This is a genomic window from Jejuibacter sp. L23 (assembly GCF_050815825.1).
Classification (GTDB): Bacteria; Pseudomonadota; Gammaproteobacteria; order Enterobacterales; family Enterobacteriaceae; genus Jejubacter; species Jejubacter calystegiae.
The window spans coordinates 1,556,159-1,574,391 of sequence record NZ_CP138199.1 but is presented as its reverse complement, the minus strand read 5'-3'; the positions used below and the strand labels follow the sequence as shown (position 1 = coordinate 1,574,391).

Annotated in this window: 14 protein-coding genes; 3 read left to right on the top strand and 11 right to left on the bottom strand. The window is 56.3% G+C overall.

Annotated features, from left to right (window positions below):
* Positions 1 to 277: 277 nt before the first annotated feature.
* Positions 278 to 625 (bottom strand): LuxR C-terminal-related transcriptional regulator, encoded by a 348-nt coding sequence (locus tag SCU88_RS07130; protein ID WP_175339618.1) that lies wholly within the window; start codon positions 623 to 625, stop codon positions 278 to 280.
* A 932-nt stretch (positions 626 to 1,557) separates the two neighbouring features.
* Between SCU88_RS07130 and fdnG the strand changes: the two genes are divergently transcribed.
* Genes fdnG through fdnI form a run of 3 tightly spaced genes read left to right on the top strand, consistent with a single transcriptional unit; the run spans position 1,558 to position 6,151 of the window.
* Positions 1,558 to 4,605, top strand: coding sequence for a formate dehydrogenase-N subunit alpha (fdnG, locus tag SCU88_RS07125; protein ID WP_175339617.1), 3,048 nt, complete (start codon positions 1,558 to 1,560; stop codon positions 4,603 to 4,605).
* 12 nt (positions 4,606 to 4,617) lie between these two features.
* Entirely contained in the window at positions 4,618 to 5,505 is an 888-nt protein-coding gene (fdxH, locus tag SCU88_RS07120) for a formate dehydrogenase subunit beta (RefSeq protein WP_175339616.1), read from the top strand.
* Positions 5,498 to 6,151 carry a formate dehydrogenase-N subunit gamma gene (fdnI, locus tag SCU88_RS07115; RefSeq protein WP_175339615.1) on the top strand — a complete coding sequence of 218 codons (654 nt, stop codon included), beginning with the start codon at positions 5,498 to 5,500 and terminating at the stop codon, positions 6,149 to 6,151. Before fdxH ends, fdnI begins: the two co-directional genes overlap by 8 nt.
* A 75-nt stretch (positions 6,152 to 6,226) precedes the next feature.
* Here the strand turns inward: fdnI and SCU88_RS07110 are convergent, their stop codons facing one another.
* From SCU88_RS07110 to hpaI, 10 genes are all read right to left on the bottom strand, one after another.
* Positions 6,227 to 6,583, bottom strand: coding sequence for a DUF1971 domain-containing protein (locus tag SCU88_RS07110; protein ID WP_175339614.1), 357 nt, complete (start codon positions 6,581 to 6,583; stop codon positions 6,227 to 6,229).
* Between the two features lie 234 nt (positions 6,584 to 6,817).
* Entirely contained in the window at positions 6,818 to 8,989 is a 2,172-nt protein-coding gene (locus SCU88_RS07105; RefSeq protein ID WP_431810109.1) for a fimbria/pilus outer membrane usher protein, read from the bottom strand.
* A 37-nt stretch (positions 8,990 to 9,026) separates the two neighbouring features.
* Positions 9,027 to 9,452: a DUF1090 family protein gene (locus tag SCU88_RS07100; RefSeq protein ID WP_175339613.1), complete on the bottom strand. Its 426-nt coding sequence runs from the start codon at positions 9,450 to 9,452 to the stop codon at positions 9,027 to 9,029.
* Between the two features lie 90 nt (positions 9,453 to 9,542).
* Positions 9,543 to 12,992 carry an ATP-binding protein gene (locus SCU88_RS07095; RefSeq protein WP_175339612.1) on the bottom strand — a complete coding sequence of 1,150 codons (3,450 nt, stop codon included), beginning with the start codon at positions 12,990 to 12,992 and terminating at the stop codon, positions 9,543 to 9,545.
* Positions 12,989 to 13,615 (bottom strand): response regulator, encoded by a 627-nt coding sequence (locus SCU88_RS07090; RefSeq protein WP_175339611.1) that lies wholly within the window; start codon positions 13,613 to 13,615, stop codon positions 12,989 to 12,991. The genes SCU88_RS07095 and SCU88_RS07090 overlap by 4 nt, the downstream gene beginning before the upstream one ends.
* Positions 13,616 to 13,920: 305 nt before the next feature.
* The gene (hpaC, locus tag SCU88_RS07085; protein WP_175339610.1) at positions 13,921 to 14,439 is read right to left on the bottom strand and encodes a 4-hydroxyphenylacetate 3-monooxygenase, reductase component; all 519 of its coding nucleotides are present in this window, start codon (positions 14,437 to 14,439) and stop codon (positions 13,921 to 13,923) included.
* A 12-nt stretch (positions 14,440 to 14,451) separates the two neighbouring features.
* Positions 14,452 to 16,014, bottom strand: coding sequence for a 4-hydroxyphenylacetate 3-monooxygenase, oxygenase component (hpaB, locus tag SCU88_RS07080; protein WP_138096315.1), 1,563 nt, complete (start codon positions 16,012 to 16,014; stop codon positions 14,452 to 14,454).
* Between the two features lie 50 nt (positions 16,015 to 16,064).
* Positions 16,065 to 16,307, bottom strand: coding sequence for a hypothetical protein (locus tag SCU88_RS07075; protein WP_175339609.1), 243 nt, complete (start codon positions 16,305 to 16,307; stop codon positions 16,065 to 16,067).
* A gap of 213 nt (positions 16,308 to 16,520) precedes the next feature.
* Entirely contained in the window at positions 16,521 to 17,414 is an 894-nt protein-coding gene (hpaA, locus tag SCU88_RS07070) for a 4-hydroxyphenylacetate catabolism regulatory protein HpaA (RefSeq protein WP_431810108.1), read from the bottom strand.
* 16 nt (positions 17,415 to 17,430) lie between these two features.
* Entirely contained in the window at positions 17,431 to 18,231 is an 801-nt protein-coding gene (hpaI, locus tag SCU88_RS07065; protein ID WP_175339960.1) for a 4-hydroxy-2-oxoheptanedioate aldolase, read from the bottom strand.
* Positions 18,232 to 18,233 lie beyond the last annotated feature (2 nt).

Sequence of the window (18,233 nt, the reverse complement as noted above, 5' to 3'; positions counted from 1 at the left end):
GAGTTCTTCTTTCAGTCCTTTAGCGGCGGTACATCCTGTTTCCAGGCGCGCCTGTTATTTGCCTCACAATTGGTTGGACCAACGGTGAACTGTAAGCTTTCTGGCAACAGATAGTTAATGCATTGTTAACTCAAAACAACGATTTTGTATTGATTTTTTGGGTTATGCGACAAGTCATCAGGATTCGGCCACAATTGGTTGGGCCACTTTAGAAAAAAGGAAACCTGGCCACGGGAGCCAGGTTCGCCAGGATGAGCGGAATGCGGCGGTGTCGGGGTTATCCCGCCATCTGGTTGTGGAGCAGGCGCAGGAGATGAACATCGGATTTACAGCCGGTCTTCTCCATAATCAACCGCTTATAGTGGCTAACGGTTTTTACTGAACGCTTGATGGTCTGGGCGATTTCACAGGGGGTCATCCCTCTGCGCATCAGCGCCAGGACTTCCTCTTCACGCCGGGTGAACAGCGTATCATAGTGACGTTTATGGTAACGGTAGCTGCGCTCGATATGGCTCTGGCTATCGCCGCTGTGCTTCACCATTCTGATCAGCTCTTCGGGTCGGCAGGTAGAGGGCACCAGCACAAAGCTCAGTTGCGGATAGTGGAAATTAATACATCTAAGCACTTCCTCATCCGCCATAATATACAGGACATCATATTCATGACTTGCGGAATTAATCAGATGATAATCCTGTGGTTGAAGAGTTTCTAGGTGAAATGAGCTAGTCTGCATTTCAGAAAAAGATTTTCTAAGTCCGTAACTCAGGTAACCGTCACGCGTAATAAGATAAAGTGCTTTGCGCATCTTCTGCTCTCCCTTTCAAGATAAGTAAATACTGACCAATGAGATGAGTCCAATTCACCTCACAAAGCACAGGCCGGGCCTGAGCCATTGCGACTAACGTGGCTAAAGCCGCCTGGTTACATAATTGTTACCCTGATGATAAAGCAATTCAGCGCTAAAAGGCACAAGGAGACGCACTAAACGATAATCCCGGACATTAAATCGCGTTTAGCGCTCAAAGGCCCCCGCTGGAAGATCCCTTAAGACTGGCGGTTACCGACTTCAGTCTGAGGCTCACAACCATTGTGAGTATGTCGATAATATGGCGATTATTCATGTAGGAATTTCCCTGGAAGTTAAATGAAATAATTCTCAGTCATCAGGCAATAATTTATTTTATAATAAAACCTTTAGCGGCAATAAAATTATGACCGGGGAAGATAATTTGCATTTATTCGTCTGCCTATTACTTTATATCCCATTAAAAATGGCTACGACAGCAGCCCCCCTCTGACAGGTACTTAACCTGAGCCAGACCAGAGATAAGCCGCATCATTCAGGCCATTATTTATCAGACTTTTTTCTATAAAAATTTTCCCCTCAACACCGATAAAACATTACGTCATTGGGAGTATTTGACTGGTCGTTATCTAATCAATTGGGGGTATTTTCCCGGTTATTTCTCTGTCGTTTGATTTCGCGCAAGATGCCCCCTCCGTTGATTGCTATTTTCGCTTCGCAATGTCATGCCAGAAATATAAAAGAGGTATCAATTGGACGTCAGCCGCAGAAGTTTTTTTAAAATCTGCGCCGGCGGAATGGCAGGAACAACGGTAGCGGCCCTCGGATTTGCGCCCACCACGGCGCTGGCGGAAGCTCGCAGTTATAAACTGCTGCGCGCCAAAGAGACCCGTAATACCTGTACCTACTGTTCCGTAGGCTGTGGTTTATTAATGTATAGCCTGGGAGATGGCGCAAAAAACGCCAAATCGTCAATTTTCCATATTGAAGGGGATCCGGATCACCCGGTAAACCGCGGCGCGCTGTGCCCGAAAGGGGCTGGCCTGCTGGACTATATCCACAGTGAAAGTCGCCTGCGCTATCCCGAATACCGGGCACCAGGCTCCGATAAATGGCAGCGCATCAGCTGGGAAGACGCCTTCGAGCGTATCGCTAAGCTGATGAAGGCCGACCGTGACGCCAACTTTATCAGCCAGAACAAACAAGGCACCACGGTCAACCGCTGGCTCACCACCGGTATGCTGTGCGCTTCGGCAGCCAGTAACGAAACCGGTATGCTCACCCAAAAATTCGTTCGCTCCCTCGGGATGCTGGCGGTAGATAACCAGGCGCGTGTCTGACACGGACCAACGGTAGCAAGTCTTGCTCCAACATTTGGTCGCGGTGCCATGACCAACCACTGGGTTGATATCAAAAACGCCAACGTCGTCGTAGTCATGGGCGGTAATGCCGCAGAAGCGCATCCCGTGGGCTTCCGCTGGGCCATGGAAGCGAAAAATAACAACGATGCCACGCTTATCGTGGTAGATCCCCGCTTTACCCGTACCGCATCGGTAGCGGATATTTATGCGCCGATCCGTTCAGGAACCGATATCACCTTCCTGTCGGGCGTACTCCACTACCTGATCACTCACAATAAGATCAATGCGGAATACGTGAAGCACTACACCAACGCGCCTCTGCTGGTGCGGGAAGACTTCAGCTTCGAAGACGGCCTGTTCAGCGGCTACGATGAGAACAAACGTCAGTATGATAAGAGCAGTTGGAACTATCAGCTCGACGAAAGCGGCTTTGCCAAACGTGATGACACCCTGAGCCACCCGCGCTGCGTCTGGAACCTGCTGAAACAGCACGTTTCCCGCTATACGCCGGAGGTAGTGGAAAACATCTGCGGTACGCCGCAGGCAGACTTCCAGAAGGTATGCGAAGTGCTGGCCTCCACCAGCGCCGTCGATCGCACCACCACCTTCCTCTACGCGCTGGGCTGGACGCAGCACTCCGTCGGTTCCCAGAATATTCGTACCATGGCGATGATCCAGCTGCTGTTGGGCAACATGGGGATGGCGGGCGGCGGCGTTAATGCACTGCGCGGTCACTCCAACATCCAGGGCCTGACCGATCTGGGTCTGCTTTCCACCAGCCTGTCGGGCTATCTGACACTGCCGAAAGAAGATCAACACGATCTGGAAAGCTATCTGACCGCCAACACCCCGAAAGCGACGCTGCCGGGTCAGGTAAACTACTGGGGCAACTACCCGAAATTCTTCGTCAGCCTGATGAAGACCTTCTGGGGCGATGCTGCCACCGCGCAAAACCAGTGGGGCTACGACTGGCTACCGAAGTGGGACCAGGCCTATGACGTCCTGAACTACTTCGACCGTATGGACAGGGGCGAAGTCAATGGCTATATCTGCCAGGGCTTTAACCCGGTGGCTTCGTTCCCGGATAAGAACAAGGTAGTCGCCTCCCTCAGCAAGCTGAAGTACATGATCGTTATTGATCCGCTGGTGACCGAAACGTCTAACTTCTGGCAGAACCACGGCGAATCCAACGATGTGGACTCGTCGCAGATTCAGACTGAAGTATTCCGCCTGCCCTCAACCTGCTTTGCCGAAGAAGATGGCTCTATCGTCAACTCCGGACGCTGGCTACAGTGGCACTGGAAAGGCGCCGACGCCCCGGGTGAAGCCCGTAACGACGGCGAAATTCTGGCCGGTATCTATCATCGTCTGCGTACCCTGTACCGCGAACAGGGCGGCGTCGCCAGCGAGCCCGTGCTCAATATGACATGGGACTACAAGCTGCCGGACGGACCAGAGTCGGAAGAGGTCGCCAAAGAGAACAACGGCTACGCCCTTGCCGATCTCTATGACGCCGACGGCAAGCTGCTGGTGAAAAAAGGCGAGCTGCTGGACTCCTTCGCTCAGCTACGCGACGACGGTACCACCGCTTCCGGCTGTTGGATCTGGACCGGTAGCTGGACCCGCAACGGTAACCAGATGGCGAAGCGCGATAACGCCGATCCGTCCGGTCTGGGCAACACCCTCGACTGGGCCTGGGCATGGCCGCTCAACCGCCGCGTGCTGTATAACCGCGCATCGGCCGATCCGGCAGGCAAGGCCTGGGATCCGAAACGCGTGCTGATTGAATGGAACGGTAGCAAGTGGGTCGGCAACGATGTGCCGGATTACAACACCGCCGCGCCGTCTCAGAACGTCGGGCCGTTCATTATGCAGCAGGAAGGCCTGGGCCGTCTGTTCGCGCTCAACAAGCTGGCTGAAGGTCCGTTCCCCGAGCACTACGAGCCGTTCGAAACGCCGCTGGGCACCAACCCGCTGCACCCTGCCGTTATCTCGAACCCGGTGGCGCGTCTGTATAAGGCCGATGCCGCACGTCTGGGCGAACACAAGGCGTTCCCGTATGTGGGCACCACCTATCGTCTGACCGAGCATTTCCACACCTGGACCAAACACGCGCGGCTTAACGCCATCGCTCAGCCGGAACAGTTTGTGGAAATTAGCGAAGGGCTGGCGAAGGCGAAAGGCATTGCCAACGGCGATACCGTGAAGGTCAGCAGCAAGCGCGGCTTCATCCGGGCCAAAGCGGTGGTCACCCGCCGTCTGCGTACCCTGGATGTCAACGGCCAGCAGGTGGAAACCGTGGGGATTCCGCTGCACTGGGGCTTTGAGGGCGCCACCCGTAAAGGCTATCTGGCCAACACGCTGACGCCGTCAGTAGGCGATGCCAACTCGCAGACGCCGGAGTACAAGGCGTTTCTGGTTAACATCGAGAAGGCGTAAGGGAGCGAACCTATGTCAATGCAATCTCAGGACATTATTAGAAGTTCGGCGACCAACGACCTGACGCCGCCGCCGCGGGCTCGCGACCACAAAGACGAAGTGGCGAAGCTTATCGACGTTTCCACCTGCATCGGCTGTAAAGCGTGCCAGGTGGCCTGCTCCGAATGGAACGATATTCGCGATGAAGTGGGCCACTGCGTCGGGGTTTACGATAACCCCGCCGACCTCAGCGCCAAAACATGGACGCTGATGCGCTTTAGCGAAACCGAGCAGAATGGCAAGCTGGAGTGGCTTATCCGTAAGGATGGCTGCATGCACTGTGAGGATCCGGGCTGTCTGAAAGCCTGTCCGTCCCCCGGCGCCATCGTCCAGTACGCCAACGGCATCGTCGATTTCCAGTCGGAAAACTGCATCGGTTGCGGTTACTGCATCGCCGGTTGCCCGTTCAATATCCCGCGTCTTAACCCGCAGGATAACCGGGTCTACAAGTGCACCCTGTGCGTCGATCGCGTCACCGTCGGCCAGGAGCCAGCCTGCGTGAAAACCTGCCCGACCGGCGCCATCCACTTTGGCACTAAAAAAGCCATGCTGGAAATAGGCGAACAGCGGGTGGCGAAGCTTAAGCAACGCGGCTATGCCAACGCCGGGGTCTATAACCCGGAAGGCGTGGGCGGCACCCATGTGATGTATGTATTGCACCACGCCGACCAGCCGACGCTGTACCACGGCCTGCCGGAAAATCCGCAGATCGACACGCCGGTCAACCTGTGGAAGGGGATCCTCAAGCCGCTTTCCGCCGCCGGGTTTATCGCAACCTTCGCCGGTCTGATCTTCCACTACGTGGGCATCGGACCGAACAAGGAAGTGGACGACGACGAAGAGGAGGATAGCCATGAGTAAGAAGAGCAAAATGATCGTCCGGACTAAATTTATTGACCGGGCCTGCCACTGGACGGTAGTGATCTGCTTCTTCCTGGTCTCGCTGTCCGGTATTGCGCTGTTTTTTCCCACGCTGCAGTGGCTGACCGAAACCTTCGGAACGCCGAAGATGGGGCGCATTCTGCACCCGTTCTTTGGGGTGCTGATCTTCGTGGCGCTGATGTTTATGTTCTTCCGCTTCGTGAAGCACAATATCCCGGACCGTCACGACTGGCCGTGGATCAAGGGCATCATCGAAGTACTGAAGGGTAACGAGCATAAAGTGGCGAAGGTCGGTAAGTACAACGCCGGTCAGAAGATGATGTTCTGGAGCATCATGAGCATGATTTTCGTACTGCTGGTGACCGGGGTCATTATCTGGCGCCCTTACTTCGCACCGATGTTCCCGATTAAATTAGTGCGCTGGTCGCTGCTGATTCACGCCACCTCGGCCATCATCCTGATCCACGCCATCCTGATCCATATGTATATGGCCTTCTGGGTGAAAGGGTCGATTAAAGGAATGATTGAAGGCAAGGTCAGCCGCCGCTGGGCGCGTAAGCACCATCCGCGCTGGTACAGTGAAGTGGAAGCGAAAGAAAAGCAGGAAGAGCAGCGCGGCGCCTGATAGCCTCGTTGTTTTAGCCTGACGCTAAAAAGCCGGTGGGGAAACTCACCGGCTTTTTTATCTCCCGAGCCAGCCTTATTTCTTCGGTGTATGCACCACCTGCCGGAACCCCTCCCCTTCCAGGGTCTCTTCAGGATCGGCAAAGAAATCGATATTAAACACCGTATCCTCAGTTAGCAGCTCAATGCGGTGCCAGTACTGCGGCGGGCTGATGCCAAACTGCCCGGCGTTAATCACCACACTCATCTCCGGCTCGTTTGCCTGCTCATCCTTAAAGCCGTAATACTTCACGGCGCCGTTCATCACCGACAACCGCCCGTAAACGCCTTTCTTGGTATTGTGATGCGTCAGCAGCGCCTGGGGAACCGTCTGTTTGGTCCAGAACGGCGTGGAGCGGGTGTGGCGAAAGTTTTCAGGAATACGGGAAGCCATAGTCGTACCTCGTCTTAATCATGTCTGTTGTGATATAAGGTATAGCAACCGCCGTGCCATATTTATAATATATTGATTTATATATATTTATAAATCTTCACCTGTCATGAACAGGTTAAAATGACACTACTCAACGCAGTCATTTTGACAACAAGAAAAGTCAAAATGACTAAATAACAGCGCCGGAAATCAAAGGCCGCCGTTGGCCAGAGCCGCCGACATCCAGGAATGAGTTTAGCGGCTCTGCGTTGGAGCAGGAAATCGCAGATAGATAATAGCGCCATCGGTGGGCACCGCTTCCCGTTCACTCACAGGAAAATACCGATCTTCCGGCTGGCTAAAGGTATCCACAGTGACCCGATTAACACGCCAGGGGGTCATATAGCTCACCAGCAGTCTGCCATCGCCGTTTGTGGTGGAACCGAACTGATTGTAGAACCCTACCCCGGACACATCCGGCACTTCGACCAGTGCCGGGGTGCTTCCCAGGGTCTGCCCCAGAGTAATGCCGCCGTCGAACAACAGGACGCTGCCGCTAACATCGGCGTGCAGGTCACGCTGACTTCCGCTACGCGCCAGACTGGCATTGATCTCACCGGCGTTATACTGCCAGCCCAGCGACGCTTCCAGCGCATCATTGCCATGCACCTGATGTTTCGCCGTCAGGTCGTAGCGCAGGCTGTAGTCGTCCAGCGCCGAACCATAGACATTCACTCCATGGCTGTCGTTGCCGTGACTGGCCAACTCAGAAACATAGCCCACATTAGCGGTGCGTTCTCCCAGACTCAGCGGAACGCTGATATTGATGCCGAGCGTACTCTCTCCCCGCGCCCCCGGATAACGCTGATAGCCGCCATACAGACTGACGTCCAGATCCCGCCAGTCATAATCCAGACTCAGCTCCAGGCTCTGGCGGCTCCCGACCCCGTTGCGCCCTTTGGTCCAGCCCCAGGAGAGGCTCAGGCTGGAGTCTTCGCCAATATTCTGATTAATCTCCAGTTGCCCCTGCATCGCCCGCCGGGTGGTGTCATCGTCAAATCCGTATGCCAACATCCCGGCCCGGCTGATCTTCTCTGCAAAAGTACGGTACTGGCTACCGTTGGGGTACCACTGCAGTCGGGCATTAAGGCTGGTCTGGGTACTCAAAAACGCCTTCGCATAACGCAGGCGCCACACCGAACCACGCTGGCTCTGGCGAGCCTGGGTATAGCGCGCGTGGCTGACATCCGCCGACAGCGCCCCCCAACTCCCCAGATTGCCCCCAATACCCGCTACCGGGCTGAGATAATGCTCTCCCTGTTGCAGACCGCCAAATAGCGTTAGCCGCGGCGCGGCGCCCCAGGAAAGCGTGGTTTGCCAGAAGCGATCGGTTTGTGACTCAATACCGTGATACGGCTTATAGCGCCCCGCCGCCAGCTCATAGCTAAACATGCCATGCTGCACCAGATTGGGCATGATCGAATAGGGCAACAGGCGCGTTCGCTCCGTGCCATCACTTTCCTGAATGGTGAGTTCCAGATTGCCCTGGGTGTCCGGCGGGTAGAAATCGCGAATGGTAAAGGGGCCGGGCGGTACGTGGATCCGGTACACCCGCTGGCCGTTCTGGTGAATGGTCACTTCCGCTTCAGTGCGGGCATAACCGTTAATCCATGGCGTCCAGGGGCGCCAGCTATCCGGAAACATCGCCTGATCGCTGGCGAGACTGATACCGCGAAAGGTAAAGGAGTCGAACAGATTAGCTGAGGTATTGCCATCGCCAAAGGTCAGGCGGGAGCGCAACGGCGTAATACTGCGCCACAGCGCAACGGAATCGCTGTATGAACCGTGCTGCCCGTCCCGCTCCCGCCAAAAAACGTTGCTGTAGCGCAGGCGCCACGGACCAACGTTCAGGCCGTTATCCAGCTTCAGCGTCGCATCAGTGCCCGGAGTGTCCCAGCTGTAGCGAGCCCGCTGATTATCGACATCAAGGCGATAATTCACGAACAGCGCCGTGATACCGTCATCCCAGCGACTGGTGCTGACTCCGTTCTGCTGTGCATTAATCGCCAGGGCGGGGAACAGAAGTGTCAGCAGGTCGGCATCCGGCTGATACCAGTATTGCAGATGATATTCTTGCGCCGATGACTCCGTCAGGCACCCACGGTTATCCCACCTCAGCCGGTCAAGCAGCGGCGTAATCACTCCCCACTCTTCCATCAGCGGGCGTGTCAGACAGGGTTGCTCACCGTAAAAGTCGAGGGAGATCCCCCCTTTGTAGTCGTTGTTGAGAATGATCCACGTACGCTCGCTGGCAAACACAGATAGCGTCAGCAGCATAAAGGGCAACGTCAGGAAAAGTCGGAGGGCCATAGGCAGGGCTGGCGCGACAAGAAGAAGCGGAGAAGGCATCAGAGCCTTCTCCGCCATGTTTCTCTGCGTTTCGGGAATCGCGCCCGGCAGAAACTTATTTCAGCGCAGCCAGTTCAGCGCGAGCCTGGTTCAGCTCCTGCTGAATTTCACGCAGATCGGCCTGTTTTTCCGCCAGCTTGCGCTGATATTTCGCGATCTTATCGGCTTTGCCCTTCGCCTTAGCTTCACGAAGATCGCTCTGTACTTCCGCGATATCATCGCGTTTCTCAGCCAGTTTCTTCTCCAGCTTCTGCACTTTCTTCTGTGCGTCAGCCAGCACGCTGGCGTCGGTGCAGTGCGCTTTGACTTCCGCCAGTGCCTGCTTCAGGCCAGCCACTTTATAGGCATTGCCATACTGCTCAGCGATCTTAATCTGCTTTTCCAGAGCCGCTTCTTTCGCGGCACAGCCCTGTGCGGCCTGCGCAGAAGCCATAACACCCAGAGAAGCAACAACTGCCAGAACGGTAACTAACTTTTTCATCACATAATCTCCTTTGTTGATGAAGCGCCAGGTCGTCAGATGACCGGCCCTCTTAATCGCCAAAAAAGCATATCGTGACCGTGCAGGTAGTTACGACGCTCCCCCTTCCTCATCTGGCTGTAGGACGGGACTCACCGGTTGTAGTCCTGTTTTCTGCCAGCGCTGCAATGTCTCTTTCAGCGCCCGAATCAGACTCTCCAGTTGCCGGATACCCGCTTCATCCACCGTCTGCTCCTGTTGGCGACATACCGCTTCCAGCTCGTGAACGCCCAGCAATTGAATACCGCCGCGCAGGCGATGCAGTACCTCGCGTAGCGGCGTCTGTTTCTGCGTATGCCAGCGTTCCAGGGCTACCAGGGTTTCATCCAGTACCGAAATCTGCAACGCCAGAAAAACGGCCAGGTTTTCGCCTTCCAGTAGTGCCGCCGGTAACATACCGGTATCGATCTCTATCGGGGATGGCGCATCCTCTCCGGCAGGCAGCGGCGCCAGCAGCGCTTCCAGCATATTCAGCGTCACTGGTTTAAACAGACAGTCGGTCATTCCGGCGCCGCGCGCCGCTTCCCGTACCGCCTCGCGCGCATCGGCGGTTACGCCGAATATCGGCAGTTCCGGATAACTCTGGCATAGCGTACGCGCCAACCTGTAGCCATCCATCCCCGGCATATTGCAGTCGCTGATCACCGCATCGACCCGTTGGCGCGCCAGCGTCGCTATCGCCTCTTCGCCGCCGCCACAGAGAAAAGTCCGGTGCCCCAACCAGGCCAACTGTTCCCCCATCAACATTCGTCCGGCGGGATTATCATCCACAACCAACAGCGTCAGCGCCGGACGCCGGTGGGGCTCAGCGATTTTCTGATGTTCCGGCTCCGGTAATGTCGCAAGCGTAGGAAGCGTCACGCTTACCCTGGCCCGGGTTCCTTCGCCTGGTCGGCTATCCAGAACAACATCCCCTCCCATCATCCGGGCGAGAGTACGACAGATATAGAGACCCAGACCGCTGCCCTGGGCCATACGATTATCCTGGCCCTGCTCAAAAGGCCGAAACAGGCGCTGAAGCGTGGCGTCATCGATACCCACCCCGCTATCTTCAACCTCCAGCCGCAACATCAGGCTGTCGCGATCTTCCTGCTCAGGCCAGGCCCGCAGCCTGACATGGCCGCTATCGGTGAACTTAATCGCGTTCCCCACCAGATTGACAATGATCTGCCGCAGGCGCGTAGCATCGACCAACACATCGACATTCAACCCGGCGTCAATCTCCAGCTCCAGCCGCAGTCCTTTGTTCCGCGCCAGCCCTTCCAGTAGCGCCGCCGACGAAGCGATAAGCGTACGCAGCGATGCCCGGGCCGGGCACAGCACCAGACGGCCGGATTCAATACGCGATACATCAAGAATATTGCCGATCAGCAGCAACAGAGACTGGGCCGCATCCCAGGCGATACGAATCGACTGCTGGTTCGCCTGCGCGTCATCACGACGCTGCATCACCAGTTCCAGCATGCCGATAATGGCACCGATCGGCGTTCTGATTTCATGACTCATGGTCGCCAGAAACGCGCTCTTCACCTGGCTGGCGCTGTCGGCACGCCGTTTTGCTCTACGCAGCGCCTGGAGAGTCCGCCGCTCGCGAGTCACATCCACCCAACCGCCAATGCGGTATGACTGTCCCGGTACCGGCGCCTGCCACAAACGCAGCAGCCGATTGTGGTGTGGAACAATCTGGCGTATCACACGCTGCGAAAGTTCAGATCCAGCGAACCAGTCCGCAAGCAAAGTACCGCGCAGCCCCGTAGCGCTAACGCCAAGCGCGTCGCGCAGCGCCTGATTACCGATTTGCAGCCGATCGCTGCGATCGCACAGATAAGCAGGAACCGGTAACGCCTCCAGCAACGCCGTCAGTTCTTTGCGACGCCGGTATCGCAGCCAGAACACGCCCCCCACCAGCAATAAAACCCCCACCACTGACGCGATAATCCAGAGACTACGACCTTCCCGTACCGGCTCCGACGAAAAACTGTTACCGGCATAGCCGCTGCGGGTCAGCGCATGCAGGTCTTCCGGGGGAATGTTAATTAACGCCTTATTCAGAATAGCGATGAGTGGCCAGGCCTGACGGGGAGCGCCAAAGGCAAAGCGCAGGGGCTCGGTATCAATACCAGCCAGAATCTTGAGTCCGGCAAACTCGCGCCGGGTAAGTTGCGCATTGGCGACAATCAGCGGCATCACCATCACATCACTGTCGCCCTTCGCCACTCGCAGAAGCCCTTCGCGCCAGCTTTCTACCCGCTCTACCTGACTGGTATCCTGGCGCTGTAGCCATGTCTGGGGCATCTCGCCATGCAGCCCCACCACCCGTCTGGCCGAGCCGGAGTCATGGTTGGCCCGTCCCACCATCACCCAGGAGTTATAGAGCCAGGAACGGGTAGTCAGCAGTCCGGCCCGCCAGATCCCTTCCTGAGCAGCGCCTGCCACCAGTTCACTGCGCCCCGCTTTTGCCGATTCCAGCGCCTCTTTCAGTGAAGGGAAACGCTGTACCTCGAAGGTGAAGCCGGTACGTAACTCAAGCGCGGTAAGAATATCGGCGATAATGCCGCGCAGATGGCCGGCATCATCGAACAGCGCCAGCGGCGCGTTATCCTGAGCCACGGCGACCCGAATATGCCGATTTTCAGCGATCCACTTCTGTTCCAGCGAAGTAAATACCGGCTGATGCTCGCTCAACGATAGCGGTATTCCGCCATTCCAGCGTCGGTGAATTTCCACGCCCGCGCTTTCCGGCAGTGCGGCGATGACCTTATTCAAAATCGTAATCCAGGTGCGCTGGGACGGCAGCGCCGCAAAGGAGAAACCAGCGGGCGACGGCGTCAGGGTGACGGGTCGCAAATTCAGGTTGCTGAGACTGGACTGACTCATCAGATAGCGTGCGGTAATGGCGTCACAAAAAAACAGATCTATTTTGCGAAACGCCAGCGATTCCATCGCATGGCGGGATGATGAAAAGCTGACTTCCCGGGCGCCGGGGTAGCGCGCCATAATCTGCGCCCGATCGTAAACCGGCGAGATCGCCACGCTGCGCACCTCATCGCCACGCTCGCTATCGGCGTTAACCACCTCTACCGCTGCGTTAGGGCTGTAAGGCGTGCTGAGCAGTAACCCATCCCGCCGTTGGTTATCACCAGCCTGAGCAAGAAATTCGGCATTCCCCTGACGCAGCGCCGCCAGCGCATCGGCGTAGTCCGGATAGCGGATAACCTGAATCTCCATCCCCAGGCTGGCAGCCGCCAGGCCAAGAAAGTCAGCGTTGATACCGCCATAATCATTCAGACCGGTGGTGATATCATAAGGCGGCGACATCGGTTGCCAGACGGCAAGCCGGAGCCGGCGATGTTCGCGTACCCAGCGCCATTCGGAGGCCGTGAGACCAGGATCGATAACGGCATCCTGGCTGCGGGCCAGCAGTTGCAACGATTTTGCCTGCTCCGCCGCCTGCCCGGGCAGCGCCAGCAACACCATCAGCAGCAAAATCAGCCCCCTCACGCATCGCCCTCGCTTGCCAGCATCTCAAAGAGCTGCGTCAGATCTTCAACGCCACTTTTCTTGAGCATCCGCGCCTTATAGGTACTGATGGTTTTATTACTCAACGCCAGACTGTCGGCGATCTCTTTATTGGTTCTCCCCTGCTTCAAATAGTTAAGCACGGCGATTTCCCGATCGGAAAAGCGCGCCAGCGGCCCTTGCGCATCACAGGCGTGCGCTTCCGGCGTTGCCAGACAGTCATAGACGCCGCCGGGAAAACAGTGATACCCGGCCATAATCAGGCGACATACCGACTCCACCGAATCCAGCGGCAGACTTTTATTTATAAAACCATCGGCTCCCGCCTGTAAGGTTCGGGTGGCATAAATCTGGGCCGATTGATTGGTAAATATCAGAATTTTCATTAATGGAAAATGCTGCTTAATTCGTGGCAGCAGATCCAGACCGTTAGCATTTTTCAGGTCCAGATCGAGAATCAGCAGTTGAGGCGTACTTCGGTGTAGCTGCGCAATAAGGTTTTCACCCGACGAGTCCGTAACAGCATATTCGCCACCTTTTTCCAGTAGCACTTTTAGCGCAAAACAGATCGCCGGATGATCGTCAGCAAGTAATACTGAAATCATCTTGTTTTCTCACTTCCCTGCCCAAACCCGGTAACAGTAGTGACTTTGCATGGCTGACAGAAAAAAGTAAACAGGCGCAGTCAGAAACCAGACAGTCCCCTACTCAAAGATAGGAATATTTCCTTTCAGGCTGTCGAATTCGATTATTTTCCGAATGAGATAACCCCATGGCACATATCATTTCTGAATAGCAACAAATCGCAAGAAAATAGAATAGAACGCACTGATATACCATTATCAATGCATGATAAAAATAGCGATAAAAAACTCCAGGTGCCCTCTTCCGTCGGGAAGAGGGCATAATGTCATGCCGGAACCATCATCTCTTCATGGGGCGTGACGTGAAAACGGCGGCGGAAATAGATTAAACCATGGCCCTCCTGAGCCACGCTGATATGGCGAATCTCCAGCAGATAAACAAAATGGGTGCCAATACTCTGGATTTCACGAATCTCCCCTTCCAGGCTCGCCAGCGCCTGGTGTAGTACCGGCTGGCCCAGGGCTCCCTCATGCCAGCCATCCAGGGCAAAGCGCTGCTCCATGGTCACGTCGGTCATTCCGGCAAAGTGGCGCGCCATCTCTTCCTGGGCGTGGCTCAACACGTTGATGCACATTTTCCCGTTGCGCTCGAAAACCGGATTCATGGCGCTGTTGCGGTTAATGCACACCATTAACGTCGGCGGCGTATCGGTCACTGAGCAGACCGCCGTGGCGGTAATGCCGCAGCGCCCCGCCTCGCCGCAGGTGGTCACGATATTCACGGCGGCAGGCAGATTCGCCATAGCGTCGCGGAAAAGTAAGCGCTGCTGTTCGGTATCAGACATGGTCACCTCCCATTACTTCGCAATGCCGTCGAGTTTGTTGATGTCATCGTTGTTGTGCAGGTGCGGCACTTTCCAGCCGTCGCGGTCGTAGTCCGCCATGCAGCGATCCACCATCTCCATCATGCTGTCCATATTGCCGCTACCGCGGGCGTGGCGCAGGCATTGCAGACGTACTTCGTCCTGACTACCGGCATAGTTGATCTCGTACAGTTCGTGGCGTCCGCCAAACTCGCTGCCGATGGCGTCCCACATCAGCTTGAGGATCTTAATCCGCTGTTCGTGATCCATACCGTTAGAGCCGCGCACGTACTGAGCCAGATAGCGGTCAATTTCCGGATTATTAAGATCGCGCACGCTGGAAGGCAGATAGATCAGGCCGCTGGTGACGTTGCTCTCAATAATGTTTTTGATTTTGCTGTAAGCCATGGGCGCCATTACGCGGTAGGTCTGCATGGCCTGCATATCCGGCAGCCAGGCGCCGTTGCGCCACTCGTGCGCCTGGGCCCACATGGCATCGCTCAGCGACCAGAACAGATTGCGCCAGGCCACCACTTCCCCCAGCGCAGCCTGCACGCCACGGAATTCAACGACGCCGGTGCACTCCAGGCTTTTCTGCAATAGCGCGGTCACAAAGTCGAGCTTCACCGCCAGGCGAACGCAGGCCTGCATCGGGTAAAGGCGCGCAAACCCGGCTTCTACGCTCCAGCGGCGACAGCGGTCGAAATCGCGATAGATAAGCACGTTCTCCCAGGGGATTAGCACTTTATCCATCACCAGAATGGCGTCATTTTCATCAAAGCGGCTGGAGAGCGGATAATCGAATGGCGATCCGGTCATCCCGGCCACCAGTTCATAGGAAGCGCGGGAAATAAGTTTTACACCGTTGGCATCCATGGGCGCGACAAACATCAGTGCGAAACGGGGATCGTCCCCCATCACCTGGGCGGAGCCGAAGCCGATAAAGTTGTAATGGGTCAGGGCCGAGTTGGTGGCTACCACCTTAGCGCCGCTGACGATAATCCCCGCATCGGTCTCTTTCTCTACCTGCACATAGACATCTTTAACCTCATCGCTGGGCTTATGGCGATCGATAGGCGGATTGACGATGGCATGGTTAAAGTAGAGCCCGGCCTCCTGGATGCGCTGATACCAGTTGCGGGCATTATCGGCAAAGTCGCCGTAGTATTCAGGATAAGCCCCCAGCGAACAGGCAAAGGCGGCTTTATAGTCCGGCGTGCGCCCCATCCAGCCATAGTTCAGGCGCGACCAGTCGGCAATGGCGTCACGCTGCTGGCGAATTTCAGCGCCGGAACGGGCAAAGCGGAAGGTGCGGTGGGTATAGCCGCCGTTGCCGGTATCGGTCTGCCAGCACAGGTTGTCGTGGCTCTCCGGGGCATGTAGCGCGTCATACAACGTCGCGACCGATCCTGCCGCATTGCGAAATGCCGGGTGAGTGGTGACATCTTTAACCCGTTCACCGTAAATATAGATCTCACGCCCGTCCTGCAGGCTTTTCAGGTACTCTTCGCCGGTAAAGGGGCGGTGAGTGGCGGCGCGATATTGTTCTGGTTTCATAATTGCCTCACGTCATAACGGAAATTTGTTAAAAATATGTTTTGTTTTGGTTAATCAAATTTAGGCGTGAGGGGCCAGAGTCGGAAGAGACTTTTCAGGCGTTCACCGGTACTTTTCCCCGGCAGACGGTAAAGTGCGATCGCGGTCAAAAAACGTGCTAATTTTGCAGGCGTGGCATCATTCAGGCACAAAAAAACCGCCGTAACGGCGGTCTTTTTGCGCTGGTCAGGTAAGCGCCTTTCCAGCAGGGCTGTGTTACACAACGTAACGCAGGCACGATCCAGTGATTGCATTCGCGGTGGCATCTCCGGTGGTTCCGTCGTGAAGCGGTCTGATGCAAGGACCGTACAATGAAACAGTACTTTTGTATTGTCATCGTTGTCTCTGGTGCGTTGATGTCTGTCGGGAACGGGGACTGGCGTATTTCACATAACTCGCTCTCGGTCATCATCAACACAGCAGGCAGGTAAGCCCGGTAACCGCTCCGTCAGGGGCGGTTACCTTATTTAGCGGCTTCGGTAACAGGTAGGGGAACATCCCTCCATCCGGTGGAAAAAACGGGCGAAATAGGCGGGATCTTTATAGCCCAGGCTCAGGGCTATCTGATTGACGCTACACGAGCTATAAAGCAGCATTCTCCGGGCTTCCCGGGCCATACGCTCCAGAATCATCCGTTTAGGCGACTGGTTGGAAAAACGGCGGCACAGTTCGGTCAGCCGCGATTCGCTAACGCCCAGCTGTCGGGCATATTCCGGTACTGTCAGGTGATGGCGAAACGCCTCGTCCACCAGCCGGTTAAAACGCTGGAACAGCCGCATTTCACCGCGCACGCTGCACAGCGACTCATCATTCGGCAGCGCCACCCTCAACAGTAACGTAAAAACTGCCTGAGCCATATTATTCAGTAGCAGATCCCTGCCCTGCTCCTTTCTTCGGAACTCATCAGCAATCAGCGGCCAGTAGCGATTCAGGGCTACCAGCGTCTGGGGCGATGATTCCAGCGACAGGCAGATTCCCCGGGCGTTGATCGCCTCGCTGCTGGCGGGCCACAGCTTTTCCACCAGCGACCAGACCAGCTCCTGGCGCACCGTCAGCACGTGACCGTCACTGTCCGGTTCGGTGAAAAACGCGTGCGGCACCGATGGCGGCGTCAGGACAAACAGCGGCGCCCGCACGGCATAGAAGTGATCGTCCAGTTGCAGGGTTATCTTGCCGGTGGCCAGAAAGTGCATCTGAAAATAGCGATCGTGCCAGTGGGGGCGCATATCACGCCCGAAGAAGTTCGCCAGCCTGGCAAAGGTTTCGTAGTGCACATCGTCACGGGCGTAGCGGGCATCGTACTCCTGACTGATATTGATATTTTCAAAGGTATGTAATCCGTGGCTTTCCATGGTTTCCATCCTCTGCTCCCGCCCTCTAATAGACCGATTTATCTGCGTGGATAACCGGCGTCGGTAGCGCGGTAAAACGGGCGGCCAGCGCCTCGGCGCTGCGAGCCAGTAGCGTGGTATCCACGCCAACGGCCACGAACAGCGCCCCCAGTTCCAGATAGCGCCGGGCCAGTTCTTCATTAGCCATCAGAATGCCGGGCGCTTTTCCCGCCGCCAGAATTTTTGCGATACAGGATTCAATCGTCGCCTGCACTTCAGGGTGTGCAGGGTTTCCGGCATGGCCCATATCGGCGCTAAGATCCGCCGGGCCGATAAATACGCCATCCACGCCCTCCACCGCCAGAATCGCCTCCAGGTTTTCTACCCCCTGACGGGTTTCTATCTGTACCAGCAGGCAGATCTGCTGGTCGGCGCGCTGAACGTAGTCCGCCACCCTATTCCAGCGCGACGCGCGAGCCAAAGCGCTGCCCACGCCCCGAACGCCATTGGGCGGATAACGACAGGCGCTGACCGCCCGGGCGGCATCGTCGGCATTCTGAACCATCGGAATCAGCAGGGTCTGGGCTCCGGTATCCAGAAGCTGTTTGATCACCACCGGATCGTTCCACGGCGGGCGCACCACCGGATGGCTGCTGTAGGCCGCGATGGCCTGAAGCTGTCCCAGAACCGAGCGCACGTCGTTAGGCGCATGCTCGCCGTCAATCAACAACCAGTGGAACCCGGCGCCGGCCAACAGTTCGGCGCTATAGCTATTCGCCAGCCCCAGCCATAATCCAATCTGCGGTTCGCGCTGACGCAGCGCCTGTTTAAAGGTGTTGGTAAACATCA